19 protein-coding genes are annotated in these 23,867 nt (G+C 49.6%); 12 read left to right on the forward strand and 7 right to left on the reverse strand.

The genetic code is table 11. The annotated features are described in order from the left end of the window. Nucleotides 1-5: 5 nt before the first annotated feature. Nucleotides 6-1,829, forward strand: a complete 1,824-nt coding sequence (gene glmS / locus H579_RS0103350; RefSeq protein WP_028299506.1) for a glutamine--fructose-6-phosphate transaminase (isomerizing) — start codon at nucleotides 6-8, stop codon at nucleotides 1,827-1,829. Nucleotides 1,830-1,929: 100 nt separating this feature from the next. Here the strand turns inward: glmS and H579_RS0103355 are convergent, their stop codons facing one another. Beyond that, a complete protein-coding gene (locus H579_RS0103355; RefSeq protein ID WP_028299507.1) occupies nucleotides 1,930-2,145 on the reverse strand; it encodes a PA3496 family putative envelope integrity protein in 216 nt (71 codons plus the stop codon). 194 nt (nucleotides 2,146-2,339) lie between these two features. Here H579_RS0103355 and hexR point away from each other — a divergent pair, with 194 nt between their 5' ends. Further along, on the forward strand, nucleotides 2,340-3,191 hold the full coding sequence (gene hexR / locus H579_RS0103360; protein ID WP_036565254.1) for a transcriptional regulator HexR: 852 nt from the start codon (nucleotides 2,340-2,342) through the stop codon (nucleotides 3,189-3,191). 184 nt (nucleotides 3,192-3,375) lie between these two features. Here the strand turns inward: hexR and H579_RS0103370 are convergent, their stop codons facing one another. Beyond that, nucleotides 3,376-6,270, reverse strand: a complete 2,895-nt coding sequence (locus H579_RS0103370) for an EAL domain-containing protein (RefSeq protein ID WP_028299509.1) — start codon at nucleotides 6,268-6,270, stop codon at nucleotides 3,376-3,378. 161 nt (nucleotides 6,271-6,431) lie between these two features. On the opposite strand from H579_RS0103370, the gene uvrD reads away from it, so the two are divergent. Together uvrD and H579_RS0103380 are read left to right on the forward strand one after the other, a co-directional pair. Next, nucleotides 6,432-8,645 (forward strand): DNA helicase II, encoded by a 2,214-nt coding sequence (gene uvrD, locus H579_RS0103375; RefSeq protein ID WP_028299510.1) that lies wholly within the window; start codon nucleotides 6,432-6,434, stop codon nucleotides 8,643-8,645. A 236-nt stretch (nucleotides 8,646-8,881) separates the two neighbouring features. Next, nucleotides 8,882-10,000, forward strand: coding sequence for a TRAP transporter substrate-binding protein (locus H579_RS0103380; RefSeq protein WP_028299511.1), 1,119 nt, complete (start codon nucleotides 8,882-8,884; stop codon nucleotides 9,998-10,000). Between the two features lie 230 nt (nucleotides 10,001-10,230). Here H579_RS0103380 and H579_RS0103385 read toward each other — a convergent pair whose 3' ends face one another. Further along, a complete protein-coding gene (locus tag H579_RS0103385) occupies nucleotides 10,231-10,650 on the reverse strand; it encodes an acyl-CoA thioesterase (RefSeq protein ID WP_028299512.1) in 420 nt (139 codons plus the stop codon). A gap of 236 nt (nucleotides 10,651-10,886) precedes the next feature. Between H579_RS0103385 and H579_RS0103390 the strand changes: the two genes are divergently transcribed. The 7 genes from H579_RS0103390 to H579_RS27570 all read left to right on the forward strand — a co-directional run bounded on the left by H579_RS0103390 (nucleotide 10,887) and on the right by H579_RS27570 (nucleotide 19,537). After that, nucleotides 10,887-11,870, forward strand: coding sequence for a PstS family phosphate ABC transporter substrate-binding protein (locus H579_RS0103390; RefSeq protein ID WP_028299513.1), 984 nt, complete (start codon nucleotides 10,887-10,889; stop codon nucleotides 11,868-11,870). A gap of 145 nt (nucleotides 11,871-12,015) precedes the next feature. Next, a complete protein-coding gene (locus tag H579_RS0103395) occupies nucleotides 12,016-14,298 on the forward strand; it encodes an ABC transporter permease subunit (protein ID WP_028299514.1) in 2,283 nt (760 codons plus the stop codon). A gap of 26 nt (nucleotides 14,299-14,324) precedes the next feature. Beyond that, complete coding sequence (gene pstA / locus H579_RS0103400) at nucleotides 14,325-16,001, forward strand: phosphate ABC transporter permease PstA (RefSeq protein WP_028299515.1); 1,677 nt, start codon at nucleotides 14,325-14,327, stop codon at nucleotides 15,999-16,001. 132 nt (nucleotides 16,002-16,133) lie between these two features. Beyond that, entirely contained in the window at nucleotides 16,134-17,003 is an 870-nt protein-coding gene (gene pstB, locus H579_RS0103405) for a phosphate ABC transporter ATP-binding protein PstB (protein WP_281167002.1), read from the forward strand. 49 nt (nucleotides 17,004-17,052) lie between these two features. Next, nucleotides 17,053-17,778: a phosphate signaling complex protein PhoU gene (gene phoU / locus H579_RS0103410; RefSeq protein ID WP_028299517.1), complete on the forward strand. Its 726-nt coding sequence runs from the start codon at nucleotides 17,053-17,055 to the stop codon at nucleotides 17,776-17,778. Nucleotides 17,779-17,933: 155 nt separating this feature from the next. Next, nucleotides 17,934-18,695, forward strand: coding sequence for a sulfate transporter CysZ (gene cysZ / locus H579_RS24050; protein WP_036565233.1), 762 nt, complete (start codon nucleotides 17,934-17,936; stop codon nucleotides 18,693-18,695). After that, the gene (locus H579_RS27570) at nucleotides 18,692-19,537 is read left to right on the forward strand and encodes a response regulator (protein ID WP_051227272.1); all 846 of its coding nucleotides are present in this window, start codon (nucleotides 18,692-18,694) and stop codon (nucleotides 19,535-19,537) included. Before cysZ ends, H579_RS27570 begins: the two co-directional genes overlap by 4 nt. Before the next feature lie 126 nt (nucleotides 19,538-19,663). Here H579_RS27570 and phoR read toward each other — a convergent pair whose 3' ends face one another. The 4 genes from phoR to H579_RS24065 all read right to left on the reverse strand — a co-directional run bounded on the left by phoR (nucleotide 19,664) and on the right by H579_RS24065 (nucleotide 23,322). Beyond that, on the reverse strand, nucleotides 19,664-21,037 hold the full coding sequence (phoR, locus tag H579_RS24060) for a phosphate regulon sensor histidine kinase PhoR (protein WP_084623884.1): 1,374 nt from the start codon (nucleotides 21,035-21,037) through the stop codon (nucleotides 19,664-19,666). Nucleotides 21,038-21,039: 2 nt separating this feature from the next. Next, nucleotides 21,040-21,729 carry a phosphate regulon transcriptional regulator PhoB gene (gene phoB / locus H579_RS0103430; RefSeq protein WP_028299518.1) on the reverse strand — a complete coding sequence of 230 codons (690 nt, stop codon included), beginning with the start codon at nucleotides 21,727-21,729 and terminating at the stop codon, nucleotides 21,040-21,042. A gap of 103 nt (nucleotides 21,730-21,832) precedes the next feature. Then, nucleotides 21,833-22,738 carry a 4-hydroxybenzoate octaprenyltransferase gene (ubiA, locus tag H579_RS0103435; protein ID WP_051227273.1) on the reverse strand — a complete coding sequence of 302 codons (906 nt, stop codon included), beginning with the start codon at nucleotides 22,736-22,738 and terminating at the stop codon, nucleotides 21,833-21,835. After that, nucleotides 22,738-23,322, reverse strand: a complete 585-nt coding sequence (locus H579_RS24065) for a chorismate--pyruvate lyase family protein (protein WP_157834547.1) — start codon at nucleotides 23,320-23,322, stop codon at nucleotides 22,738-22,740. The genes ubiA and H579_RS24065 overlap by 1 nt, the downstream gene beginning before the upstream one ends. A gap of 142 nt (nucleotides 23,323-23,464) precedes the next feature. On the opposite strand from H579_RS24065, the gene H579_RS0103445 reads away from it, so the two are divergent. After that, on the forward strand, nucleotides 23,465-23,740 hold the full coding sequence (locus H579_RS0103445; RefSeq protein WP_028299520.1) for an HU family DNA-binding protein: 276 nt from the start codon (nucleotides 23,465-23,467) through the stop codon (nucleotides 23,738-23,740). Nucleotides 23,741-23,867: the final 127 nt, after the last annotated feature.

The following is a 23,867-nucleotide window of genomic DNA, read 5'->3' on the forward strand; positions in this document are numbered from 1 at the left end:
CCTCGATGTGTGGCATTGTTGGTGCAATTGCAGCCAGGCCGGTAACTGCTATTTTGCTGGAAGGTCTGAGGCGACTTGAATACCGCGGTTATGACTCAGCAGGTTTAGCGGTATTTGATGGTGAAGAGATTCAGCGTTTGCGCCGAACCGGTAAGGTTCAAATGCTGGTGGATGCCGAGCTGCAAGCACCTCTGTCTGGGAGCTTGGGCATTGCCCATACCCGTTGGGCAACTCATGGTAAGCCGACCGAAAACAATGCTCATCCTCATATGTCCGGTGAGCAACTGGCTATTGTGCATAACGGTATTATTGAGAACTTCGAGCCGTTAAAAGAGGAATTGGTTGCTGAGGGGTATCATTTCAGTTCAGAAACGGATACCGAGGTGATTGCCCACCTGATTGATCGTGCCATTCACTCCGGTGCTGATTTGCAGCAGGCATTTTTAAGCACGGTATCTCAGCTGGAGGGCGCTTTTGCCCTGGGCGTTATGCACAAGGCTTTCCCTGATCAGATATTGGCTTCCCGAAAAGGTAGCCCTCTGGTGGTGGGTGTCGGCTTGGGTGAAAACTTTATCGCCTCCGACCAAATGGCTCTGCTACAGGTGACAGATCGCTTTATCTATCTGGAAGAGGGCGATTTTGTTCAGCTGGAAAAAGACAAGATTACTATCTGGGATAAAAATCAACAGCTTGTTGAGCGCCCGATTAAGGTGTTCGAGCATAATTTGTCGGTGGCGGATAAAGGTGAATTCCGTCACTTTATGATGAAAGAGATCTACGAGCAGCCGGAAGTTGTAAAGGCCACATTACAAGGCCGTATTACCGAAGATCGTCTATTGGAGCAGGCCTTTGGCAATGGGGCTTCTGAACTTTTTGATCAGGTAAGACAAGTGCAAATCATTGCATGCGGTACCAGTTATCATGCTGGCCTGGTGGCAAAATATTGGCTGGAAGATATTGCGGGTATGCCTTGTGCCGTGGAAGTGGCCAGTGAGTTCCGTTATCGCAAGACTGTAATTGCAGACAATACCCTGTTCCTGACCATCTCTCAGTCTGGTGAAACTGCGGATACTCTGGCGGCACTGCGCGCGGTCAAAGATCAGGTCTTAGCCAGTTTGACGATCTGTAATGTGCCAGGCAGTTCGCTTGTACGGGAATCGGATCTGTCGCTGATGACTAACGCCGGTCCTGAAATTGGTGTGGCATCAACCAAAGCTTTTACCACTCAGTTGGTTGCCCTGCTGCTGCTGACCATTGCTTTGGGCCGCCGTAATGGCCTGAGTGAGCAACAGGAAGCAGAGATTATAGGACACCTGCATCAGCTTCCGGCTTTACTGTTGGCCAGTGTGCGCCTGGACAAAAATGTTGAGCTGTTGGCTCAGGATTTTGCCGAGAAAAATCACGCACTTTTCCTGGGTCGGGGCGCACTGTATCCAGTGGCGATGGAAGGTGCTCTGAAGCTGAAAGAGATCTCTTATATTCATGCCGAAGCTTACCCCGCTGGAGAACTCAAGCATGGTCCACTGGCTCTGGTTGATAAGGAGATGCCGGTAGTCACTGTTGCTCCTAACAATGCTTTGCTGGATAAGCTAAAAGCCAATCTGCAGGAAGTGAAGGCTCGTGGTGGGGAGTTGTTTGTCTTTGCGGGTATCGACCGAATCCAGTCAGAGGAAGGCTTAAAGGTTGAGCAAATGCCGGATGTGCCGGAGATTCTGGCTCCGATAGTGTATACGATACCTCTACAGCTGCTAAGCTACCATGCGGCTGTACTGAAAGGCACCGATGTAGATCAGCCAAGAAACCTGGCTAAGTCGGTGACCGTCGAATAAGGCCATCACCGGGCGTTGAATCTAGAATTTTTAACCTAGTACTTCAGCGCCCGAAGCCCTACGGTTGTATGATCAGAAAAAAATTAAAAGAAGATAGTCGTCAATGTCCGTCAACATCGTCCTCGTCGTCGAAGCGGTAATCATCGATCTCTTCAACTAACTTTTTCTTTTCAAAATGTTTTTCAATGCCGCGCCGGGCTTCCAGCTGTTTCAGCGCTTCATTTTTCTTACGTTGTTCGTGCTCTTCTACTTCCATCGACATGAAAATATCAAAGATCTGGTTTTTTACTTGGTCCAGACTCTGGTTGTTTCTCATATCAGCATCCTCCTCTATGGTTTGAGAGGTTAGGTCGAGATTAAGGTTGACAACCCATGCACTGTAATATAACGCTTATTAAAAAGTAGTGACAAGTCTGTTATGAATTTACGACAACAATAAAATATGACGGTTCGTAAAAGTTACAGGTAGAATAAGAAGAGTATTCGACTTTGGTAACCAGTGGTAAGCCGGTGAAAGATAACATTCTGGAAAAGATCAAAAATTCACAAACCCAGTTCCGTCGCTCTGAACAGAAAGTGGCGGATTATGTGTTGAGTTATGCCAATGAAGTGATTCATATGCGCATTGTTGACCTGGCCACTGAAGCCAATGTCAGTGAGCCGACGGTGGTGCGCTTCTGTCGTGCATTGGACTGCGATGGCTTCCAGGACTTTAAACTGCGACTGGCTCAGGTCTTAGCCAAAGAGACCCGTTTCGCCCAGTTCTCCATGAAGGAGGATGATTCGGTTGATGATTTTACCAACAGTATTTTTGATACTACGGCCAGTGCTTTGCTGTCGGTAAAAAACCGGATTGATGTGAAGATGGTGCAGAAGGCGATCAGTCTGCTGACGAGCTCCAAACGGGTGGAGTTTTTTGGTTTTGGCGCTTCAGGTGCCGTAGCCACTGATGCGCAACATAAATTCTTCCGTTTGCAGATGTCGACAGCGGCTTACTCGGACCCTCATATGCAGAATATGTCAGCGGTGACACTGACCGATACTGATGTGGTTGTTGCCATCTCTCAGACAGGCCGGACTAAAGCGCTGTTGCAAAGCATTCAACTGGTGCGTGAAGCCGGTGCCAATGTGATTGCACTATGCCCGAGTGGCTCTCCTCTGGCGGAGCTGGCCACGATCCCGCTGTATATTGATGTACCGGAAGATACTGAGATCTATACCCCGATGACTTCCCGTATTGCTCATCTGGTAGTGATTGATGTATTAGCGGTAGGTGTAGCTAAGATGCGTGATCCTAGGCTGGCAGAGCATTTAAAGGCGGTTAAGCGCAGTTTGCATTCATTGCGTATGCAGGAAGGTTAGATTTGTCAGGTTTGAAGCTAGAATGAAAGACAAATACAACAGGCTGCCTTATGGGTAGCCTGTTGTGTTTGAAAACTAAACATCACAACGTTGTCCAGCCTCCAGCCTCCAGCCTCCAGCCTCCAGCCTCCAGCCTCCAGCCTCCAGCCTCCAGCCTCCAGCCTCCAGCATCCAGCATCCAGCCTTAAGCGTTAAAATTCTCCACCAGCTCAAAGAAGGTCTGTGCCGGTACAGGTGGGCTGATATAGAACCCCTGAGCATAGTCGCAGTTCTGACTGGTCAGAAACTCCAGTTGTGCCCTTGTTTCCACCCCTTCGGCAACAATCTTCATATCCAGATTATGGCCCAGGGCGATAATCGCCTTGGTGAGAGTTGCTTGCTGCGGGTCTGAGCTATGGATATCTTTCAGGAAGCTACGATCGACTTTAAGAATATCCAGCGGGAAGCGCTGAAGATAGCTTAGGGAAGAGTAACCGGTACCAAAATCATCAATGGCCAGGGTCACGCCCAGTGCTTTGATCTTTTCCAGCGTTTTTATGGTGTGCTCAGGGTCTTCAATTAACGAACTTTCGGTCAACTCCAGTTCGATCAGCTCCGGTGGGATATTGGCATCCTGAATACTTTGCCGCACAAAGCCAACCAGATCACCATGCAGCAGCTGTTGGGCCGCGAGATTGACCGAAAGCTTTATATGCATGCCTTTATCCAACCATTCACGGATCTGCTGGCAGGATTTGATAAAGACTTGCTCGCCAATGGGGGAGATCAGGCCGGTCTCTTCAGCGATCGGAATAAAAGAACCCGGTGATATCAGACCTGACTCCGGGTGATTCCAGCGCACCAAAGCTTCGGCTTCTGTAATACGGTTTTCTTTCAGGCAGACTTTAGGCTGGTAATAGACACAGAGTTCATCTCTTTGCAGGGCTTTGCGCAGGTCATTTTCCATCTTCAGCCGCTCCAGAGAGCCGGTCTGTAACTCTTCGGTATAAAACTCGATCCCTGAGCCGCCCAGCTGTTTGACCTTATTACGGGCCAGATCCGCCTGATTGACCAGAATATTGAGCCCGCGGGTATGTTTTGGGAACAGGCTAATGCCAATGCTGCTGGAAACGATCAGCTCATGCTCATCGATCATATAAGGGGTATGGACCAGCTCTGAGACCTGCTGTGCCAGTTTTACCACCTCGTCCTGACTGTTATATTGATCCAGAATCAGGGCAAATTCATCGGCACCCAAACGGGCGATAGTATCCACCTGATGCACATGGGTCGTTAAGCGATTGGCGAGCTCTTGCAGCAACTGATCGCCGACATCATGACCCAATGTATTGTTAATTGCCTTAAAGCGGTCGATATCAAGCAGTAGCAGTGCCACCTTGGAACGATTCGGGCGGGCATGATTGATCGCCATATGCAGACGATCTTTAAACAGATTACGGTTGGCCACACCGGTCAGGTCATCATAATTTGCCAGATAACTGAGCTTCTCTTCCGCTTTTTTACGCTGGGTCAGGTCGGAGAACATGCCTACATAGTGGGATTTCTCACCCTGCTGGGAAGTGACCCGGTAAACCTTTAGCCATTCCGGGAAGACATCACCATTTTTCCGTTGTTCAACTAATTCGCCTTCCCAGGCTCCAAGCTGCAACAGCTGCTGTTTAATTCGTTCCGTAAGTGCGGTATCCATCTGCCAGAGCGGGCTGCTATCAAAAGCTTGTCCCTGCAACTCTTTACTGTTGTAGCCTGTGATTTGCTGGAAAGCCTGGTTGATGGTGGTGATCTGGAAGTGCTCATCCAGAATAAAGACGGCTTCGCTGGAGCTTTCAAATGCCTGCCAGGCTAATCTCAGCTTTTCATCGGTTTTAACCTGATCGGTAATGTCCCGTCGAGTACCGATCATCTTCAGGGCTTTACCCGTGCTGTCGCGTTCTATCACCCGGCCACTGTCTTCCAGCCAGCGCCATTCGCCGGACTTATGTTCAATACGGAACTGGGATTTAAATTGTTCGGTCGTGCCCTTTAGATTAGCAATCAGTGCCCGGCGCATGGAGGGGTAATCATCGGGATGTACCAGAGGCTTAAGGTGCCCCATAAAATGCGGGACCTCCCGGTCTGAATAGCCAAACAGTTGCTCAAAGTGGGAGTGAAAGATCTCATCGGTACTCAGATCCCACTCCCATAAGCCCAGTTGGCTGGCTTCTACGGCTTTACTGTAACGTTGGCGGCTTTTCTCCAGTTCGAGACTGGTTTGCCGTTGTTGCTCTATGGCGGATTGGAGCTTCTGATTACTTTGCGACAGCGCCAGGGTACGATCTTCGACTTGTTGCTCCAGCGTCAGCTGTGCCTGTTGCAGTTGATGTTCTGTTTGGCGGCGATACTGAATCTCCTGTTCCAGTTGCTGGTTTAACGCTTCGGTGCGGGCCTGCTCTTTCGCCATCGTTTCCAATAACTGTTGGTTATGTACTTTTGCGGATAAAGAATCTTTTAAAAACAGGTGATTACGCCATGATGCATACAGCAGAAAGGCCAGGAAAATAGTCAGTATATAGGGTGAAATTAAAGGATTTGGGCTGATAAACTCGGTAATAATCAAGGGCAAAAAAGCAGGTAGCACAAAGCCCAGATAGGTCATCAGAATGGCCGAGAAGATGGCACTGGCATAAAGGGCCAAACCCGTCATACAAATGGCTACGGCAGATTGATGAAATAAACTGTCTTCAGGAGTAAGAAAGGTGATCAATATGCCCCAACAGCTGCCCACGAGTACGCCGCCTAAGGTAAAGAGCTTTTTCCAGTGTTGCAGTGACTTAGGAGCATTATCACATTGGCGGTTAAACTTTTTATTCAGCTGAATGCCGCCAAAGGTGAGCAGGGCATAACACACCAACCAGGTGATCAGAATAGGGTGCGCTTGATAACTCCAGAGTAAAGTACAGCAGACCAGAGCGCAGCCCATGCCGAGTTGATAATAGGTATTGGAGTCCCGGTACAGCAGAGACGCTTGCTCTTTCAGCAAGGATGGATTTGCTGCAGATACAGACGAACTCGCCTGCTCCTGAGAAGATCTGGCTTGAGTCATATCGGTTTGGGGTCTTGGTGTTGTTGTTATTTTGAGTACTTCCCTGATGGGCATAACCATAACAGATCCCTCTGATAGGAAGAACTGCTGCATAAAGGTTTTCGGTAACATATTGTGATAGAGTTTGGCTTTATTTCAGCGGCTATCAATACTGGAAAGCAATGGACGTTACACATCTGATCGATGCATTAAATGATGCACAACGGGAAGCGGTGACCGCTCCCAGTCAACCCATGTTAGTACTGGCAGGTGCCGGTAGTGGTAAAACCCGGGTACTGGTTCACCGTATCGGTTGGTTGATCCAGGTGGAACAGATGTCGCCCCATAGCATTATGGCGGTTACCTTTACCAACAAAGCGGCCGCTGAGATGCGCATCCGTTTGGAGGCGCTGTTAGGGCTGAACATGCGTCATTTCTGGGTGGGCACCTTTCACGGTATCGCCCATCGCTTACTGCGCACCCATTGGCAGGATGCCAAGCTGCCGGAGAATTTCCAGATCCTGGACTCCGATGATCAGTTGCGTCTGATCAAGCGTCTGATGAAAGATCATGGTATCGATGATGAGCGCTGGGCACCCCGTCAGGTTCAGGGTTATATCAATGGTCAGAAAGATGATGGCCGCCGTGCGGGTTATTTTATCGATACCGGTGACCATTACTCCCGCACCATGAATCAGGTCTACAGCCTGTATGAAGAGCATTGCCAACGTACCGGTTTGGTGGACTTCGGTGAGCTGCTGCTACGGGCTCATGAGCTGTTAAGGGACAATCCTTTATTACTGAAACATTATCAGGAGCGCTTCCGCCATGTGCTGGTGGATGAATTTCAGGATACCAATACCATTCAATATGCCTGGTTGCGCCTGCTGACCGGTGGCGGTCAGAATATTCTGACCGTGGTGGGTGATGATGATCAGTCGATCTACGGCTGGCGTGGTGCCAAGGTGGAGAATATCCATCAGTTCAGTAAAGATTTTAATGACAGTAAGGTGGTACGTCTGGAGCAGAACTATCGCTCCACGGGTACTATTTTGGAAGCAGCCAATAGTCTGATCGCCAATAACCATGATCGTCTGGGCAAAGAGCTATGGACCGAGGGTAATAAGGGCGATGCCATCTCCCTGTATGCCGGTTTTAATGAGCAGGATGAAGCCCGTTTTATTGTCGATACCATTGATAAATGGCAGCAAGCTGGCGGCACCCGCTCCGAAGCAGCGATCCTGTATCGTTCCAATGCTCAGTCCCGTGTCCTGGAAGAAGCCCTGATTCGTGCCGGTATGCCGTATCGTATCTATGGCGGTCAGCGTTTCTATGAGCGTCTGGAGATTAAAAATGCCTTGGCCTATCTGCGCTTATTACTGAATCGTAACGACGATGCGGCGGTTGAGCGGGTGATCAACACCCCAACCCGGGGCATTGGTGCCAAAACCCTGGATACTCTGCGTGAGCTGGCCCGTAATGAGGGCTGTTCTTTATGGGAAGCGGCGGGTCACTGTATCAGCAATAAACTGCTGCCGGGCCGGGCCATCTCTGCTCTGGCGGGTTTTATGGCCTTGTTAGATGAGCTGGAAGATGAGTGCCAGGAGTTGCCCCTGCACGAACTGGTGGATCATATTATCGCCCGTTCAGGTCTGGTGGAGTTCCACCGCCAGGAGAAAGGTGAAAAAGGCCAGGCACGAGTCGAGAACCTGGAAGAGCTGGTGACTGCCGCCCGTGGTTTTGATCCTGAAGACGACCCTATTGGTGATGATGAAGGCACGGATACCATCACGCTGCTGCAGGCGTTTCTGGCAGAAGCCGCACTGGATGCCGGTGAGCAGCAGGCGGATGAGCATGAAGAAGCGGTACAGTTGATGACGCTGCACTCGGCCAAGGGTCTGGAATTTCCTCTGGTGTTCCTGGCCGGTGTTGAAGAAGGCCTGTTCCCACATAAGATGTCCATGGAAGACCCGGATCGTCTGCAGGAAGAGCGCCGTCTGTGTTACGTCGGTATCACCCGGGCGATGAAGAAACTCTATATCACCTATGCAGAGATGCGCCGCCTTCACGGTCGTGAGACCTATAATAGTCCGTCCCGTTTTGTACGTGAGATTCCAGACCCTCTGATTGAAGAGGTACGGATGCGTGGTCAGGTATCACGCCCGATGAGCAGCAACCGGGATAAACCATCACGCTGGAGCCAGCAGCAAGACCCAATGGATGCCGGTGATGGCCAGGTACTGATGGTGGGTCAAAGAGTCAGTCATGCTGTTTTTGGTGAAGGGGTTGTACTAAATTACGAAGGTCAGGGCCCCAAGGCCCGTATTCAGGTCAATTTCGATAGCGAAGGTGAAAAGTGGCTGATGGCGGGCTTTGCTAAGTTGGAAGCCCTATAGTTTTTTCTTTACTGAGCTGTACCTTTGTCGCTAGGTTTAAAACTTAATTGGCTGTAACTTTTTTCCGAAAAAACAGTCAGTAAAGGGTTAATATAGGATGGATGATACATCCTGTGGTCGTCGGGTTGAGGTAGTGTATCTACTCTGGAAATTCTGGTAATGTCTTGATGGATAGATTATCAAAGCGACTTGCAATCTAATTAAGCTAAAACAATAAATAATAGGAGCTACCAAGCATGAAGCGTCGCGAGTTTGTTACCGCACTGGGTGTGGGCGCAGCGGGTGCTGTTCTGGCAGGTTGTAATACCGGTTCTGAATCAGGCAGCGAGCAGAAAAAAGCGGTTGAGAAAAAAGAAGTTATCAAATGGAAAATGGTAACAACCTGGCCTAAGAACTTCCCAGGTCTGGGTACCGCAGCCAATGCTCTGGCAGAGAAGATCACCAAAATGAGTGGTGGTCGTTTAGAAGTTAAAGTATTCGGTGCCGGTGAGCTGGTGCCAGCGTTTGGTGTATTTGATGCTGTATCCAGTGGTACAGCACAAATGGGTCACAGCGCATCCTACTACTGGAAGGGTAAAGCGGCAGCGGCTCAGTTCTTTGCTGCAGTACCTTTTGGTCTGAATGCACAGGAGATTTCCAGCTGGATCCACTACGGTGGCGGTATGGAACTGTGGAAAGAGGTCTATGAGCCATTCGGTCTGATCCCTGCAGCCGTGGGTAACACGGGTGTTCAGATGGCCGGTTGGTTTAATAAAGAGATCAACTCCGTGCAGGACCTGAAAGGTCTGAAGATGCGTATTCCGGGTCTGGGTGGCGAAGTGATCAACCGCGCTGGTGGTACTGCGGTCAGTCTGCCAGGTTCAGAGCTGTTTACCTCCCTGCAGACCGGTGCCATTGATGCAACGGAATGGGTGGGTCCATACAACGATAAGGCGTTTGGCCTGTATAAAGCGGCCAAGTACTACTACTACCCAGGTTGGCACGAGCCAGGTACCGTGCTGGAAGGCATGATCAACAAGAAAGCCTTCGAAGCTCTGCCAGCTGATCTGCAGGAAATTGTACTGCAGGCGGGTCGTGCGGCGAATCAGGAGATGATGGACGAGCTGACCTACCGTAACTCTCTGGCTCTGAAAGAGCTGGTGAATGATCACGGTACTGAGCTGCGTGAGCTGCCTTCGGATGTCTTTAAAGAGCTGCGTACCCTCTCTGATGAAGTGGTATTTGAGGAAGCGAAGAAAGATGATCTGAGTCGTCGTATCTACGACTCCTTTATGAACTTCCGTAATCTGTCTGAAGAGTATCAGAAGATTTCTGAATACGGTTATCTGCACGGTCGTAACCAGACCAGCAGTTAACCTTGTTTATCTGTCAGGTTGCTGGCTGATGTCGGTAACCTGATCGATAACATTTAAGGTTTATTGTTTTAATCGCACAAAAAAGCCGACGTATCAAGCGTCGGCTTTTTTGTTTCTGGGTTAAGAAAACAGCGTGTTAGCGACATAATTAGTCCCGTCGCTAATTATTTTTGCGAGCTTTTTTATGTCTCCACTATTTCAATTCAAACCCCAGTTATATGAACCCTGCTTTACGCGTCAGGAACGGCACGAATTCGGCCATTTTCATCGATGGCGACCATAACAAATAGGGCTTCAGAGACCTTGTACATCTCCTGCTCATCGTTTTCAAACGGTGGCAAAATCCAGGCTTCTACCCGGATATTCATAGAGCTGTGGCCTACTTCTTCCACCTGAGTATGGATATGTACCGTCGAGCCGATACGGATGGGGCAAAGAAAATCCATTTCGCTGATGGCGACTGTGGCAGTGCGGCCTTTCGCCAATTTACCGGCACAGATCTCTGCTGCCAGATCCATTTGAGACACCAGCCAACCTCCGGCGATATCGCCGTAAATATTGGTATCCTGAGGTGTTGCAGCGATTTTTAACGTGAGGTCACCATTCGGAGATGGGATATCCTCTAATGAATTGCTATCCACGTTGCTCATAGATTTTTTCTTATTAAGTTGGTCTTGTTAAAGTTTGAAACTTGCCTTGCTGCTTATTGTAGGGATATTGGCATCGGATAGGCAGTAAAAAAAGTTTCGTCACACAGCAAAATCGTCACGTTCATATAACTGTAATAAAGCATGCCTATAGTACGTCTCATCACATGACACAAACGGCTTATCGCCAAACTAACAGATGGCCTAAAGGCCACACTCGTTAAGTTTCAGGAGACGACATGAAAATGAAGAAGATGATTGCCGCGATCTCTGTTGTCGCTGCAAGCGCTGTTACCGCCACTGTTGCTAATGCAGCAGCTGAACTGGATCCAAACCTGCCAACTTACCAAAAGGCAAGTGGTGTATCCGGTAACCTGTCTTCCGTAGGTTCCGATACTCTGGCTAACCTAATGACTCTGTGGGCAGAAGAGTATAAGCGTGCTTATCCTAACGTGAATATCCAGATTCAGGCGGCAGGTTCTTCTACTGCGCCTCCTGCTCTGACCGAAGGTACTGCTAACCTGGGTCCGATGAGCCGCAAGATGAAGGACAAAGAGCTGGAAGCTTTTGAAAACAAGCACGGCTATAAGCCTGTTGCTGTTCCTGTAGCGATTGACGCTCTGGCAGTATTTGTACACAAAGATAACCCAATCAAAGGCATGAGCATCCAGGATGTTGATGCTGTGTTCTCTTCCACCCGTAAGTGTGGCGGTGCGCAGGATGCAACTAAGTGGGGTGACCTGGGTCTGACGGGTTCTTGGGAAAACCGTACTATTCAGCTGTTCGGTCGTAACTCAGTATCCGGTACTTACGGTTACTACAAGAAGAAAGCCCTGTGTAAAGGTGACTTCAAGAACAGTGTAAACGAGCAACCAGGTTCTGCATCGGTAGTACAGTCTGTCAGTACTTCTATCAATGCGATCGGTTACTCTGGTATCGGTTACAAAACTTCCAGTGTACGTGCTGTTGCTCTGTCTAAGAAGCCAGGTCAGCCATTCATTGACGCATCTCCTGAGAATGCAGTGACTGGTAAATACCCATTGTCCCGTTTCCTGTACGTATACGTAAACAAGAAGCCTAACCAGCCCCTGCAGCCTCTGGAGCGTGAATTCGTGAAGATGGTGATGTCTAAGACGGGTCAGGAAGTTGTCGTGAAGGATGGTTACATCCCTCTGCCAGCGAGCGTTGTTGCTAAAACTCTGAAAGCTCTGGACATCCAATAATCCGGGCCGGATACGCGAACAGGGATGTTCGGCATGATTTGCTAAAAAGGGTGAGTGGTCAAACCGCTTACCCTTTTTTTCTGCCTCCCTCGTACGCCTGTCTGGTGTCATACAACTGTCATAAAAGTGCAGTACTTTTTTCGCTATGAAAGAGAATAGCCAAGTCCCCGTAATCGATTTTGATACTCCACAGCTGCGTATGCACCGGAAGATCAGATCGTATAAAGATAAAGTTGCCGAAGTCGGTGTGGGTGTCGGCGGAATCAGTGTGATTATCGCGATTCTGTTGATCTTCCTGTACCTGTTGTATGAGGTATTTCCTCTACTGAAGTCGGCGAGTGTTGAACCTGTTGCTGAATACACGGTACCGGCGACCTCAGTTCTGCCTGGCGCAGCCAAGACTCTCCATCTGGCGATGGAAGAGCAGGGCGAAGTTGCTATGCGTCTGACCAGCGTTGGTGAAGCGGTATTCTTTAACGTTGCCGATGGTGAGGTGGTAAAGCGTGTTCAGCTGCCGGTACCACAAGGTGCTGAGCTGACTTCTGTGGCCAATGAAGGTCCTGCGTCTCATTTCTTCGCTCTGGGTTACTCAGACGGTACGGCGCTGGTGATTAAAGAGCGTTACCGTATCACCTATCCAAATGATAAGCGTCTGATCACGCCATTAATCGAATATCCTTTTGGTCAGGAGCCGCTGACTATCGATGATAACGGCAGTGCGTTAACCAATATCACTTTGCACAACGGCGAAGAGAACCTGATGATCTCGGCCATCTCTGCCGACAAAAAGGTTCATCTGAGTAAGTTTGCTAAAGAAGAGTCCATGTTCGGTGATGAGATCTCGCTGGAGCGTACCGCTCACCAACTGCCAGTTGATGGCAGTCGGGTGAAGAAGGTTCTGGTGTCCTCTGATCAACGCTGGGTTTATCTGGCGGGTAACCAGGGCCAGATCGATGTGATCGATATGAGCACCGGTGAACCGGCACTGAACGCACGCTTGAAAGTGACCGAGCAGAACAGCGCGGTGGCTGAAGTGAAAATGCAGCTGGGTGGTCTCTCGCTGTTAATCGCGGATGCAACGGGTCATTTGTCCCAGTGGTTCCTAGTACGAGATGCACAGAATGAGTGGGCGCTGACCAAGATCCGTTCTTTTGAGCATGATGCTACGCCAGTGGCGTTAATGATCCCTGAGCATCGCCGCAAAGGCTTCCTGACCGTTGACGAAAAAGGCCAGCTGAGTATTTATAGCACCACGGCTGAAACCGTTCTGCTGAATGAGCAGATTATGGATCAGAAAGCGATCGCCGGAGCTATCGATCCTCGTGCCAAGACGTTGATGATTGAGCGCGCTGATGGAACGATTCAGACCTTTAAGGTGGAAAATGAACACCCTGAAGTGTCCTGGAGCTCGCTGTGGGGCAAAGTCTGGTACGAAAGTTATCAGGAGCCGGAATACACTTGGCAGTCCTCGGCATCGTCCAATGACTTTGAGCCTAAGTTCAGTTTGATGCCTCTGGCGTTCGGTACTCTGAAGGCCGCGTTCTATGCCATGATTATCGCAACACCACTGGCCATTGCCGGTGCGGTTTACACCGCTTACTTCATGGCTCCGGCGATGCGCCGTAAGGTGAAGCCGGTGATCGAGCTGATGGAAGCACTGCCTACGGTTATTCTGGGTTTCCTGGCGGGTCTGTTCCTGGCACCTTATGTGGAAGCCAATCTGCCGGGTATCTTTGCTCTGCTGATTCTGATGCCACTGGGTATCGTTGGTTTTGCTTTTGCTTGGGCGCAGATGCCAAGCAAAGTACGCCATGCTGTACCTGACGGTTGGGATGCGGCGCTGTTGATCCCCGTAGTGCTGATTGTCGGTTGGTTTGCACTGAGTCTGAGTCAGCCGCTGGAAACGGTACTGTTTGATGGTGATATGCGTACCTGGCTGAGCACGGACCTGGGTATTCCTTTCGATCAGCGTAATGCGTTGGTTGTCGGTCTGGCGATGGGCTTTGCGGTTATTCCAACTATTTTCTCCATCACGGAAGATGCCATCTTTGCGGTACCTAAGCACCTGAGCTATGGCTCTTTGGCGCTGGGTGCGACGCCATGGCAAACCCTGACCCGTGTAGTACTACCAACGGCCAGTCCTGGTATCTTCTCTGCGGTAATGATCGGTATGGGTCGTGCGGTGGGTGAAACCATGATCGTACTGATGGCCACCGGTAATACGCCGATTATGGACGCCAATATCTTTGAGGGTATGCGTACTCTGGCGGCGAATATTGCGGTAGAGGTACCTGAGTCTGAAGTAGGTAGTTCACACTATCGAATCCTGTTCCTGGCGGCCTTTGTGCTCTTTATGTTCACCTTTGTGGTGAATACTGCCGCGGAAATGATTCGTCAGCGTCTGCGTAAGAAATATGGTGCGCTATAACAAGCCGGGAGTTAAAGGAAAGAGTTATGCGTGAATCATTTGGTAGTTGGACCCGCAGTGGTGCCCCTTGGGTATGGCTGAATGCGGGTGCCGTAGCAATTAGTGTAGTGATGGTAATCGGCTTGTTAATGCTGATTGCCTTCCGTGGCCTGGGTCACTTCTGGCCCGCCTCCATCATTGAAGCCGATGTGCGATCCCCGGATGGCAGTCGCTATCACATGGTGGGTGAGAAAGTTGAAGCGATCACGGTGCCCGCTGAACAGATCCGTGCCGCGGGTATCGAGGTGCCGGCAGGTCAGGAAACAGTGGATCGTTACCTGATTAAAATCGGTAACCGTGATGTTTACGGTGCTGACTTCCGTTGGGTGATTGCCGATCACATTGAAGGTATCTCCTACCCGGAAGCACTGATGGCGGTTGAACGTCGTGAGCGGGGTAACTATTACGGTTATCTGCTGGCGATTAAAGAAAACGGTCAAACCGTGGCACAGCAGGGCGTGGGTGAAAACACCATCTGGCCTGAGCTGGAGCAACGTATTGAGCGTGCGCTGAATATTCATGAAGAGATCTACCAGATCGAAAAACATGAAATCGGCCGTATCAACTATGCGATTGAACGTCTGCGTCTGAAGCAGCGCAGCCTGGAACTGAAAGGTAAAGATACCGCGCAGAATCTGTCCGAGATCGATGCCGAGCGTGCCCAGCTGAATGCTGAGTACAAGGCTCTGCAGGCGAAACTGGCGGATCTGTACGTTGAGTCTAACCGTGACAGCTTTGTCGCTCAGGCGATGAATGGTACCAAAACTGAAGTGTCTCTGAGCAAGGTTGTCCGTGCTTATCAGCCAAACATGATGAGTATGGGTGACAAGATCGGTTTCTACGGTTCTAAACTGTGGGAGTTTATGTCAGATGAGCCACGTGAAGCGAATACTGAAGGGGGTATTTTCCCGGCGATCTTCGGTACCGTGATGATGGTTATCCTGATGTCGATCCTGGTTACTCCATTTGGTGTTGTCGCTGCGGTTTATCTGCGTGAATACGCCAAGCAGGGTTTTGTCACCCGTATGATTCGTATCGCGGTGAACAACCTGGCCGGTGTACCGTCTATCGTATACGGCGTCTTTGGTCTGGGCTTCTTTGTTTACTTCCTGGGTGGTCATATTGATGACCTGTTCTTCCCGGAAGCACTGCCTGCACCAACCTTTGGTACGCCTGGTCTGATGTGGGCCTCTCTGACACTGGCTCTGCTGACCGTACCGGTTGTGATTGTAGCAACCGAAGAGGGTCTGGCCCGTATCCCACGTTCCGTACGTGAAGGCTCTCTGGCGCTGGGTGCGACCAAAGCAGAAACCCTGTGGCGTGTGGTACTGCCGATGGCGAGCCCTGCGATGATGACCGGTGTGATTCTGGCGGTAGCCCGTGCGGCGGGTGAGGTTGCGCCTCTGATGCTGGTGGGTGTGGTAAAACTGGCACCAAGTCTGCCGTTGGACGGTAACTACCCGTTCCTGCACCTGGATCAGAAGTTTATGCACCTGGGTTTCCATATCTACGATGTGGGTTTCCAGAGTCCTAATGTTGAAGCGGCCCGTCCGTTGGTTTACGCCACAGCCCTGCTGCTGGTTGTTGTAATTGCCCTCTTGAACCTGAGTGCCATTGCGATTCGTAACCACCTGCGTGAGAAGTATAAGTCTCTGGAAATGTAAGTCTTTGAAAAGACCGGAGCATTCGGCCCGAATGCCTCAATCGTAAAATGGATTGAACGGTGTTTGGGTCGATACGCAGAGTGTAATAAAGCGTAGATAAACTGAATTAAACGAATTTAAGAGAGTATTCCCATGGAAGCTCAAGCAGAAATGAATAATACTGATGCGCAAACTCAAGACGCTAAAACCCATAGCATCGATATAAGCGCAATGAATCGAAATAATGAAGAACTGTCTCTGGACAAAGAGACCACCTGCATGGACGTTAAAAACATGGACCTGTTCTACGGTGAGAAACAGGCTCTGTTTGACGTTAATATGACCATTCCAAAGCAACGTGTGACCGCGTTTATCGGTCCATCCGGTTGTGGTAAGTCTACCTTGTTGCGGAGCTTTAACCGCATGAATGACTTGGTTGATGGTTGCCAGATTAAAGGCGAAATCAACCTGGAAGGTCAGAATATTTATGACAAGAACGTTGATGTAGCTGAGCTGCGTCGTCGTGTGGGCATGGTATTCCAGAAACCCAACCCTTTCCCTAAGTCGATCTATGAAAACGTGGCTTATGGCCTGCGTATTCAGGGCATCAACAACAAGCGCGTATTGGATGAAGCGGTAGAGTGGTCGCTGAAGTCTGCCGCTCTGTGGGATGAGGTAAAAGACCGTCTGCATGAGAGCGCACTGGGTATGTCCGGTGGTCAGCAGCAGCGTCTGGTGATTGCCCGTACCATCGCGGTTAAGCCTGAAGTACTGCTGCTGGACGAACCCGCTTCGGCACTGGACCCTATCTCTACGCTGAAGATTGAAGAGCTGATCTACGAACTGAAAGATCGTTTTACCATCGTGATTGTAACCCACAACATGCAACAGGCGGCCCGTGTATCCGATTACACCGCTTTTATGTATATGGGTAATCTGATCGAGTTTGGTAATACCGATACTCTGTTTACCAATCCGAAGGAGAAGAAAACCGAAGACTATATCACTGGTCGCTACGGTTAATTTGTCCGGTTTACTGAGTTAGGTTTTCTAAATTCGAGAGAGAATACACATGGAAATGACGACAGATATACACAGCCATCATATCTCCCAGCAGTTCAATAATGAGCTGGAAGATCTGAAAACTCACCTACTGGCTATGGGTGGCCTGGTAGAGAAACAGGTTCAGGATGCCATCTATGCCCTGACCGAAGGTGATACGGCGATTGCCGAAGAAGTACGCCTGAATGACCGTTCTATCAACGATATGCAGATCCGCATTGATGAAGAGTGTACGCGCATTCTGGCCCGTCGCCAGCCTGCGGCCAGTGACCTGCGTCTGGTGATGGCGGTCACTCGTGCCACGTCTGATCTGGAGCGTATCGGTGATGAAGCGTCCAAGATTGCCCGTCATGCGATCAAGCTGGCGGAAGAGGGTGAGCCACCGCGCGGCTATATCGAAACCCGCCATATTGGCAATCACGTGCGCAATATGATCAAAGACTCCCTGACCTCTTTTGCCCGTTTCGATACGGATCTTGCACTGCAAGTGGCACAGGAAGATAAGTCGGTGGATCTTGAATACCGTTCCGCGATGCGTGCTCTGGTCACCTTTATGATGGAAGATCCACGCTCCATCAGCCGTGTACTGAACGTTATCTGGGTTCTGCGGTCTCTGGAACGTATCGGAGATCACGCCAATAACATCGCTGAGTACGTGATCTATCTGGTGAAAGGCATGGATGTGCGCCACTCAACTCCAGAAAATATTGAAGAGCGCCTGAATGACATGGAGTGATAGACTCTGTTAGCATAACCGGTGTCAAAAGAGGGGGCGTCTGAAAAGATGCCCCTTTTTTATTGCTGTTTTTTAATGGAGCTTTGGCGGTGAAGTGCCGTAAAATAATTGCCCGATGATTGTATGGGCGGTCATTAAACAGGAAGAGGTTGTACATGAAAGATGCAGTTGCAGGCCCTGGTGCTATGCTGGCGGGGTTACGTTTGATCTTTACCCCCGGACTGAAACGCTTTGTCCTGGTGCCCTTGCTGAGTAATATAGTGCTTTTATTCAGTTTTATCTGGTTTGGCTTTAAACTGTTCGATAGTTGGTTGGGTGGTTTTATTCAGAGTCTGCCGGAATGGCTCAGTTTTATTGAGTGGCTGATCTGGCCTTTAGCTATCATAGGCACCTTAGGTTTTATCGTTTATGGTTTTAATGCCACGACGTCACTGATTGCAGCCCCGTTTAATGGTTTGTTAGCGGAAAAGGTGGAGCAGCATCTGAGACCGGGCATCAGCTTTCCCGATGAAAGTATGTCTGAGATGGTCAAACGTTCATTGATGCGTGAATTGCAAAAGCAATGGTTCTTTTTAAAACGTGTCTTGCTATTGTTGATTATCAGTTTCATTCCGGGGTTAAATCTGATTAGCCCAATACTCTGGTTGCTGTTTTCGGTATGGATGTTATCGGTTCAGTATCTGGATTATCCCATGGATAACCATAAGATTGGCTTTCATGCGATGCAGAGGGAGTTAAAACAACGCTGGTGGCACACCTTTAGCTTTGGTTTTGCCGCTTATGGATGCATGTTTATCCCTCTGATTAACTTGTTATTAATGCCTGCTGCAGTTGCAGGTGCGACCTGGTTGTGGGTGCAGCAATATTCCCATGACTGGAACGATGTAGACAGTAAAAATATTTCAGGTCCTGTATGAGATCGGCACGTTTATTAGTTGTAGATGACGCAAAATTTACCCGCGATCTGATGGTGAAAGCGGTAAAGTCGGAGTACCGCCAGCTTGAAGTGGATGTGGCTCAGGATGGCCGTAAAGCTCAGGCACTGTTAAATCGTTCACGCTATGATCTGGTGCTGTGTGACTGGGAGATGCCGGAGATGTCTGGCATTGAGCTATTGACCTGGCTAAGGGAACAGGAAGACTGCAGGAACCGTGACGTGGCCTTTATTATGGTCACCAGCCTGGGTGATAAAGAATATGTCATTGAAGCTGCTGAACATGGTGTGACCGATTATGTCACTAAACCCTTTAATAACGATCAACTGCTGAATAAAGTAACTAAGCAGTTTATTAAACAGGGGATTGTGAGCCGCGAAGAATTCAATGAGGTGATGAAAAAGCGGGATCGTATGCTCGGCGGTGGCGGGGCGGCTAATGTACTGACCCGTAAGCAGGGGATGAGCTCTGCAGCCGTACCTACGGCGAATAATGGTCCGCGTAAGATTCGTGGTAAAGCGATGTTACTGCATGGAGAACATAAGTTCCCGGTTATGCTGAGGGATTTGAATGCGCAGGAAGCAGTTCTGACCCTGAAAAGTGATCAGCCATTACCAGGCTTATTTGAAAGTGTGAGTGTGGGCCTGATTGGCGGTCATGGTGATAATCAGTTGCGTATGACAGCTAAGGGTAAGGTCTATATGTTGCAGGCTCAGGAAAAGCGTATTGATGCCGAGGTGGTATATCTGGGCGTGCGTTTACTGGAGCAGGATGAGAAGAGCCAGCAGCTGTTATCCAGGATTATTGGTTTACTTCGCAGTTAGTGCCAATCTGTTTTGTCGGCTGAAAATACTCTGGCAGATATGATCAGTATAAAAAAGCTCACGTGTCAGCGTGAGCTTTCCTGTTTTGTAGTAAGAGAAATGAGGCTGAAAGTGAGCGATAGCTGATCAGTACTTCTCTTTTGTGCTGTTCTCATTGGCCAGGTCCGCCAGCGCAGGGCTGGTGTGCTTGGTGTTTTGAGTCTCTTGTTGCTGCCAGACCAGACGGGCAATTGGAAACTGACACATAAAGCGGGAGCCTTGATTCAGTTCACTCTTGATCTCCAGTTTAGCGTTATGGCGGATCAATACGTGTTTTACAATAGCCAGACCCAGACCTGTTCCTCCGGTTTCTGCAGAGCGTCCCTTGTCTACCCGATAGAAACGCTCGGTTAAGCGGGGCAGGTGGCGAGGGTCGATACCTGGACCACTATCTTCCACACACAGTGTCGCACCGTGACTGTTTTCAAACCAGCGGATATGGATTGTTGAACCTTCAGATGTGTACTTCACGGCGTTAAAGACCAGATTGGAAATGGCACTTCTCAGTTCATTTTCTGAGCCGATAATCTGAATATCTGTTTGCAGATCCAGATGAATATGGTGGCCTTTATCACCGCTGAGTAACAGGGCGTCCTGGCGAATACACTGAGTCATCTGTGCAATATCAATATGCTGCTGCTGGCCTTCTATATCTGTCGTTTCCAAACGGGATAACAGCAGCAAGTCATTGATAATGTTCTGCATGCGGCGGGACTGCTGCTGCATCTGCTGGGTGGCACGACTCCAGCGGGGCGGTAACTGGTCACTGAAATCAACAAAGGTTTCCAGATAGCCGTTAATCACCGTCAGAGGCGTACGCAGCTCATGGGAAACATTGGCGACAAAGTCTTTACGCATCTGTTCCAGGCGATACAGACGGGTCACGTTTCGGGCCAGAATCAGGCGTTCATTACGGCCAAAGATGGTGATCTGATACTCCAGCATCAGGTTGTCATCCATGGGGGAGTTCAGCACCAGAGGCTCATGATAATCCTGGGCATCATAGTAAGCGATAAAACGGGGATCACGCAGCAGGTTGGTCAGTCCCTGGCCTTTATCTGCCGGAGAACGGAAGCCCAGCATGGTTTCAGCGGCGTTATTCCACCATTCCAGGTTGCCATGGGAATCGACCATCACAACCGCATCTCTTAGAGCACTACTGGAACGCTGTACTTTATCAATGACTTCCATCAGACGGCGCTGACTGGCTTGTTGACGCTTCTGATGATGGTAGATCTTATCAAACAGATAGCCCCAGATGCCCCAACTTTCCGGTGGAGGCTCATTGGGGTTCGTTTCCAACCAATGATCCAGCTGGCGCAGAAAGCGGTAAGTCAGCCACAGATAAACGGCGAAAGCGGTCACAAGTGCCCAAGCTGCTGAACCGGATAACCATCCAATAATAACAGCCAGAGCCAAAATATAGAGAAATCGGGAGATCTCTTTATTCCATATCGTCACGGTTAAACCTTAGTGGAGAAGCGGTAACCTGTTCCACGAACAGTTTGTACCAGGTGTTCGTGTTTTTCACCAAGGGCTTTACGTAAACGACGGATATGCACGTCTACCGTGCGCTCCTCCACGTAAACATTACCGCCCCAGACCTGGTCCAGTAATTGGTTACGGGTGTAGGCACGTTCCTGGTGCGTCATAAAGAATTGCAGCAAACGGAATTCGGTTGGGCCAATCTCCAGGGGTTCACCGTGAGAAGTCACCCGGTGACTGGCAGGGTCCAGTTGCAGACCATCCACTTCAACAGGGTCTTCAATGCCCTTAGGCGTGGTACGACGCAGGACCGCTTTTAAGCGTGCGACCAGCTCACGGGGGGAGAACGGCTTGGTGATATAATCATCTGCACCGGCTTCCAGACCCTGTACCTTGTTATCTTCTTCGCCTTTGGCCGTTAGCATAATCACCGGCGTTTCAGCGGTCAGAGGGTCACGTTTTAAGCGGCGGGCCAGTTCAACACCGCTGGTGCCTGGCATCATCCAGTCCAGTAGAATCAAGTCCGGGCGTTGGTCAATGACCAGTGCATGGGCCTGCTGGGCATTTTCTGCTTCCAGGCAGGTGTAGTCGGCCATTTCGAGAGCCACAGCAATCATTTCCCGGATTGGAGCCTCATCATCTACAATCAGGACGGTTTTTCCTGTCATTGCGTTATCCCGTCATATCGGTTGTGTCATAAATAATGCATACATTACAGCGAGTAAATATGACAATAAGATGACACAGGGCTTAGGATATCTTGACTTCGCATTAGCCAGACGTGATTAAACCATTCTCTACAGTATAGTGCGCAATGATTCCGATAAGAATAATCAGCCCGGCCCAGTGGTTATTCAGGAAAGCTTTAAAGCAGGCTTCCCGCTCTCTCTGCCAGGTTAAACGGGCCTGATAGATGAATAATCCAACGGCAATAGCCAGCCCGATAAAGAAGAGCAGGCCCAAGGATTTTTTGCCCGCCACGATGATCAGAGCCACTACGGCCAGTGCCTGCAATAATAAAATAATATGCCGATCCAGCTCGCCAAACAGAATGGCAGTGGATTTGACACCGATCTTCAGGTCATCGTTACGATCGACCATGGCGTATTGAGTATCATAAGCCACCGTCCACAGCAGATTGGCACAGAATAGCAGCCAGGCTTCCACAGGCACGGTGTTTGTTTGGGCGGCATAGGCCATAGGAATGGCCCAGGAGAAAGCGGCACCCAGTACCACCTGTGGTAAGTGAGTGTAACGCTTCATAAAGGGGTACATGGCTGCCAGAATCACGCCGCCCACCGAGAGCATAATCGTCAGTGTGTTGGTCATTAACACCAGGCCAAAAGCGACCAGGCAGAGAAACAGAAACAGGTAGATCGCTTCTTTGGCTGAGACATCACCTGTAGCTAACGGTCGGGATTTGGTGCGTTCAACATGACCATCAATTTTGCGATCGGCAAAGTCATTAATCACGCAACCTGCAGCCCGCATGACATAGACACCCAAGACAAAAATCACCAGCACAGGCCAGTCCGGTATACCCTCTGCGGCAACCCAAAGTGCCCACAATGTTGGCCACAGTAACAAATAGGTGCCTATAGGTCGGTCCACCCGCATCAGTTTCAGGTAATGAGGAATCTGTTTTCCGAGTGCAAAGGTGTTCTGGCTCATGGGCATTACTTGGCTAGTGGTTTCAACTGCTGGGATTGGCAAAAATTATCTAAAAACAGCTCAGTTACCAGCAAGGGAGATTGGTGGATTTCAAAAATCGAACGGCGTCCCCAGACAAAGTCGGTAAAAAAACCGTTACCGGGGTCAGCATGACAGATCTCAATAGGGGCGCGTCGAATATGGGGATATTTAAACAGAACACTGCCTAAAGAGCGATTACCCAGTTTGAGTAGATGTCGGTTACCGGCATTCAGAGTGGTGAATGGGACCACTGTACGGGCAAAGATCCAGGGCTGATCACCGCCGTAAAGCAGTACCTGGCGCACAAGAGCATATTGCTGGCTGTGCATTTTCAGCAGAGAGGCTTCATTCAGGGCCGGTTTCACCACCTGTTGGCTCAGTTGCTCTACCCGAAAGCGATTATGACTGGCCTGCTGTAAACGACGTGTCAGGGATGAAGGATTCATCAGCCAATCGTGCCATTGGGTGTCGGGTTGCTGGGTTCCCGGGCTGTTAGGTGAAAACCAGCGTAGCCGGTCCCATGACGTTCGTTGTACCGCTTGCCTGGAAACCAAAGTGTGGCGATTCAAATCCTACCTCTGAAATACTTGAAAAATAAGGCTTAAGATTCTAACACAGAGCTGAAAAAACCTTTGCATCCGTAGGTGCGGGCTGCTTAAATAACCTGCGATTACACGGATCCAAATAAAGAAATAATAAAGAGGAAAGCGCATGCGTAAGCCAGACCTGGCAGCAGCTATCGCGGCAAAAGCGGAGTTGTCCAAAGATAAAGCGAATGATGTACTGAATGCTGTCCTTGATGAGATTACAGGTGCAGTAGCAAAAGGTGATTCTGTTTCTCTGATCGGTTTTGGTACCTTCTCTGTGCGTGAGAGAAGCGCGCGTATGGGTAAAAACCCACAAACCGGCGAGCCGATGGAGATTCCTGCGAGCAAAACGGTTGGTTTTAAAGTGGGTAAAAAACTGAAAGATGCCGTGGATAACTGATCTTGCGGTTTCAATTCTTCAGGGCTAAGGCCTTGATGGATATAAAAAAAGCCGGCTGATCCGGCTTTTTTTATATCTTCACTTTTTATATCTTCACTTTGCGATGCTGTTTTTTTATCCCTGTACC

Origin of the sequence: Oceanospirillum beijerinckii DSM 7166 (assembly GCF_000422425.1) — a bacterium.
GTDB classification, from domain to species: Bacteria; Pseudomonadota; Gammaproteobacteria; order Pseudomonadales; family Halomonadaceae; genus Oceanospirillum; species Oceanospirillum beijerinckii.

Bases quoted from the DNA above. Each gene is read 5' to 3' on its own strand.
- glmS (WP_028299506.1), top strand. From the start codon at position 6: ATGTGTGGCATTGTTGGTGCAATTGCAGCCAGGCCGGTAACTGCTATT.
- H579_RS0103355 (WP_028299507.1), bottom strand. From the start codon at position 2,145: ATGAGAAACAACCAGAGTCTGGACCAAGTAAAAAACCAGATCTTTGAT.
- H579_RS0103370 (WP_028299509.1), bottom strand. From the start codon at position 6,270: ATGACTCAAGCCAGATCTTCTCAGGAGCAGGCGAGTTCGTCTGTATCT.
- uvrD (WP_028299510.1), top strand. From the start codon at position 6,432: ATGGACGTTACACATCTGATCGATGCATTAAATGATGCACAACGGGAA.
- H579_RS0103380 (WP_028299511.1), top strand. From the start codon at position 8,882: ATGAAGCGTCGCGAGTTTGTTACCGCACTGGGTGTGGGCGCAGCGGGT.
- H579_RS0103385 (WP_028299512.1), bottom strand. From the start codon at position 10,650: ATGAGCAACGTGGATAGCAATTCATTAGAGGATATCCCATCTCCGAAT.
- H579_RS0103390 (WP_028299513.1), top strand. From the start codon at position 10,887: ATGAAAATGAAGAAGATGATTGCCGCGATCTCTGTTGTCGCTGCAAGC.
- H579_RS0103395 (WP_028299514.1), top strand. From the start codon at position 12,016: ATGAAAGAGAATAGCCAAGTCCCCGTAATCGATTTTGATACTCCACAG.
- pstA (WP_028299515.1), top strand. From the start codon at position 14,325: ATGCGTGAATCATTTGGTAGTTGGACCCGCAGTGGTGCCCCTTGGGTA.
- pstB (WP_281167002.1), top strand. From the start codon at position 16,134: ATGGAAGCTCAAGCAGAAATGAATAATACTGATGCGCAAACTCAAGAC.
- phoU (WP_028299517.1), top strand. From the start codon at position 17,053: ATGGAAATGACGACAGATATACACAGCCATCATATCTCCCAGCAGTTC.
- cysZ (WP_036565233.1), top strand. From the start codon at position 17,934: ATGAAAGATGCAGTTGCAGGCCCTGGTGCTATGCTGGCGGGGTTACGT.
- H579_RS27570 (WP_051227272.1), top strand. From the start codon at position 18,692: ATGAGATCGGCACGTTTATTAGTTGTAGATGACGCAAAATTTACCCGC.
- phoB (WP_028299518.1), bottom strand. From the start codon at position 21,729: ATGACAGGAAAAACCGTCCTGATTGTAGATGATGAGGCTCCAATCCGG.
- ubiA (WP_051227273.1), bottom strand. From the start codon at position 22,738: ATGCCCATGAGCCAGAACACCTTTGCACTCGGAAAACAGATTCCTCAT.
- H579_RS0103445 (WP_028299520.1), top strand. From the start codon at position 23,465: ATGCGTAAGCCAGACCTGGCAGCAGCTATCGCGGCAAAAGCGGAGTTG.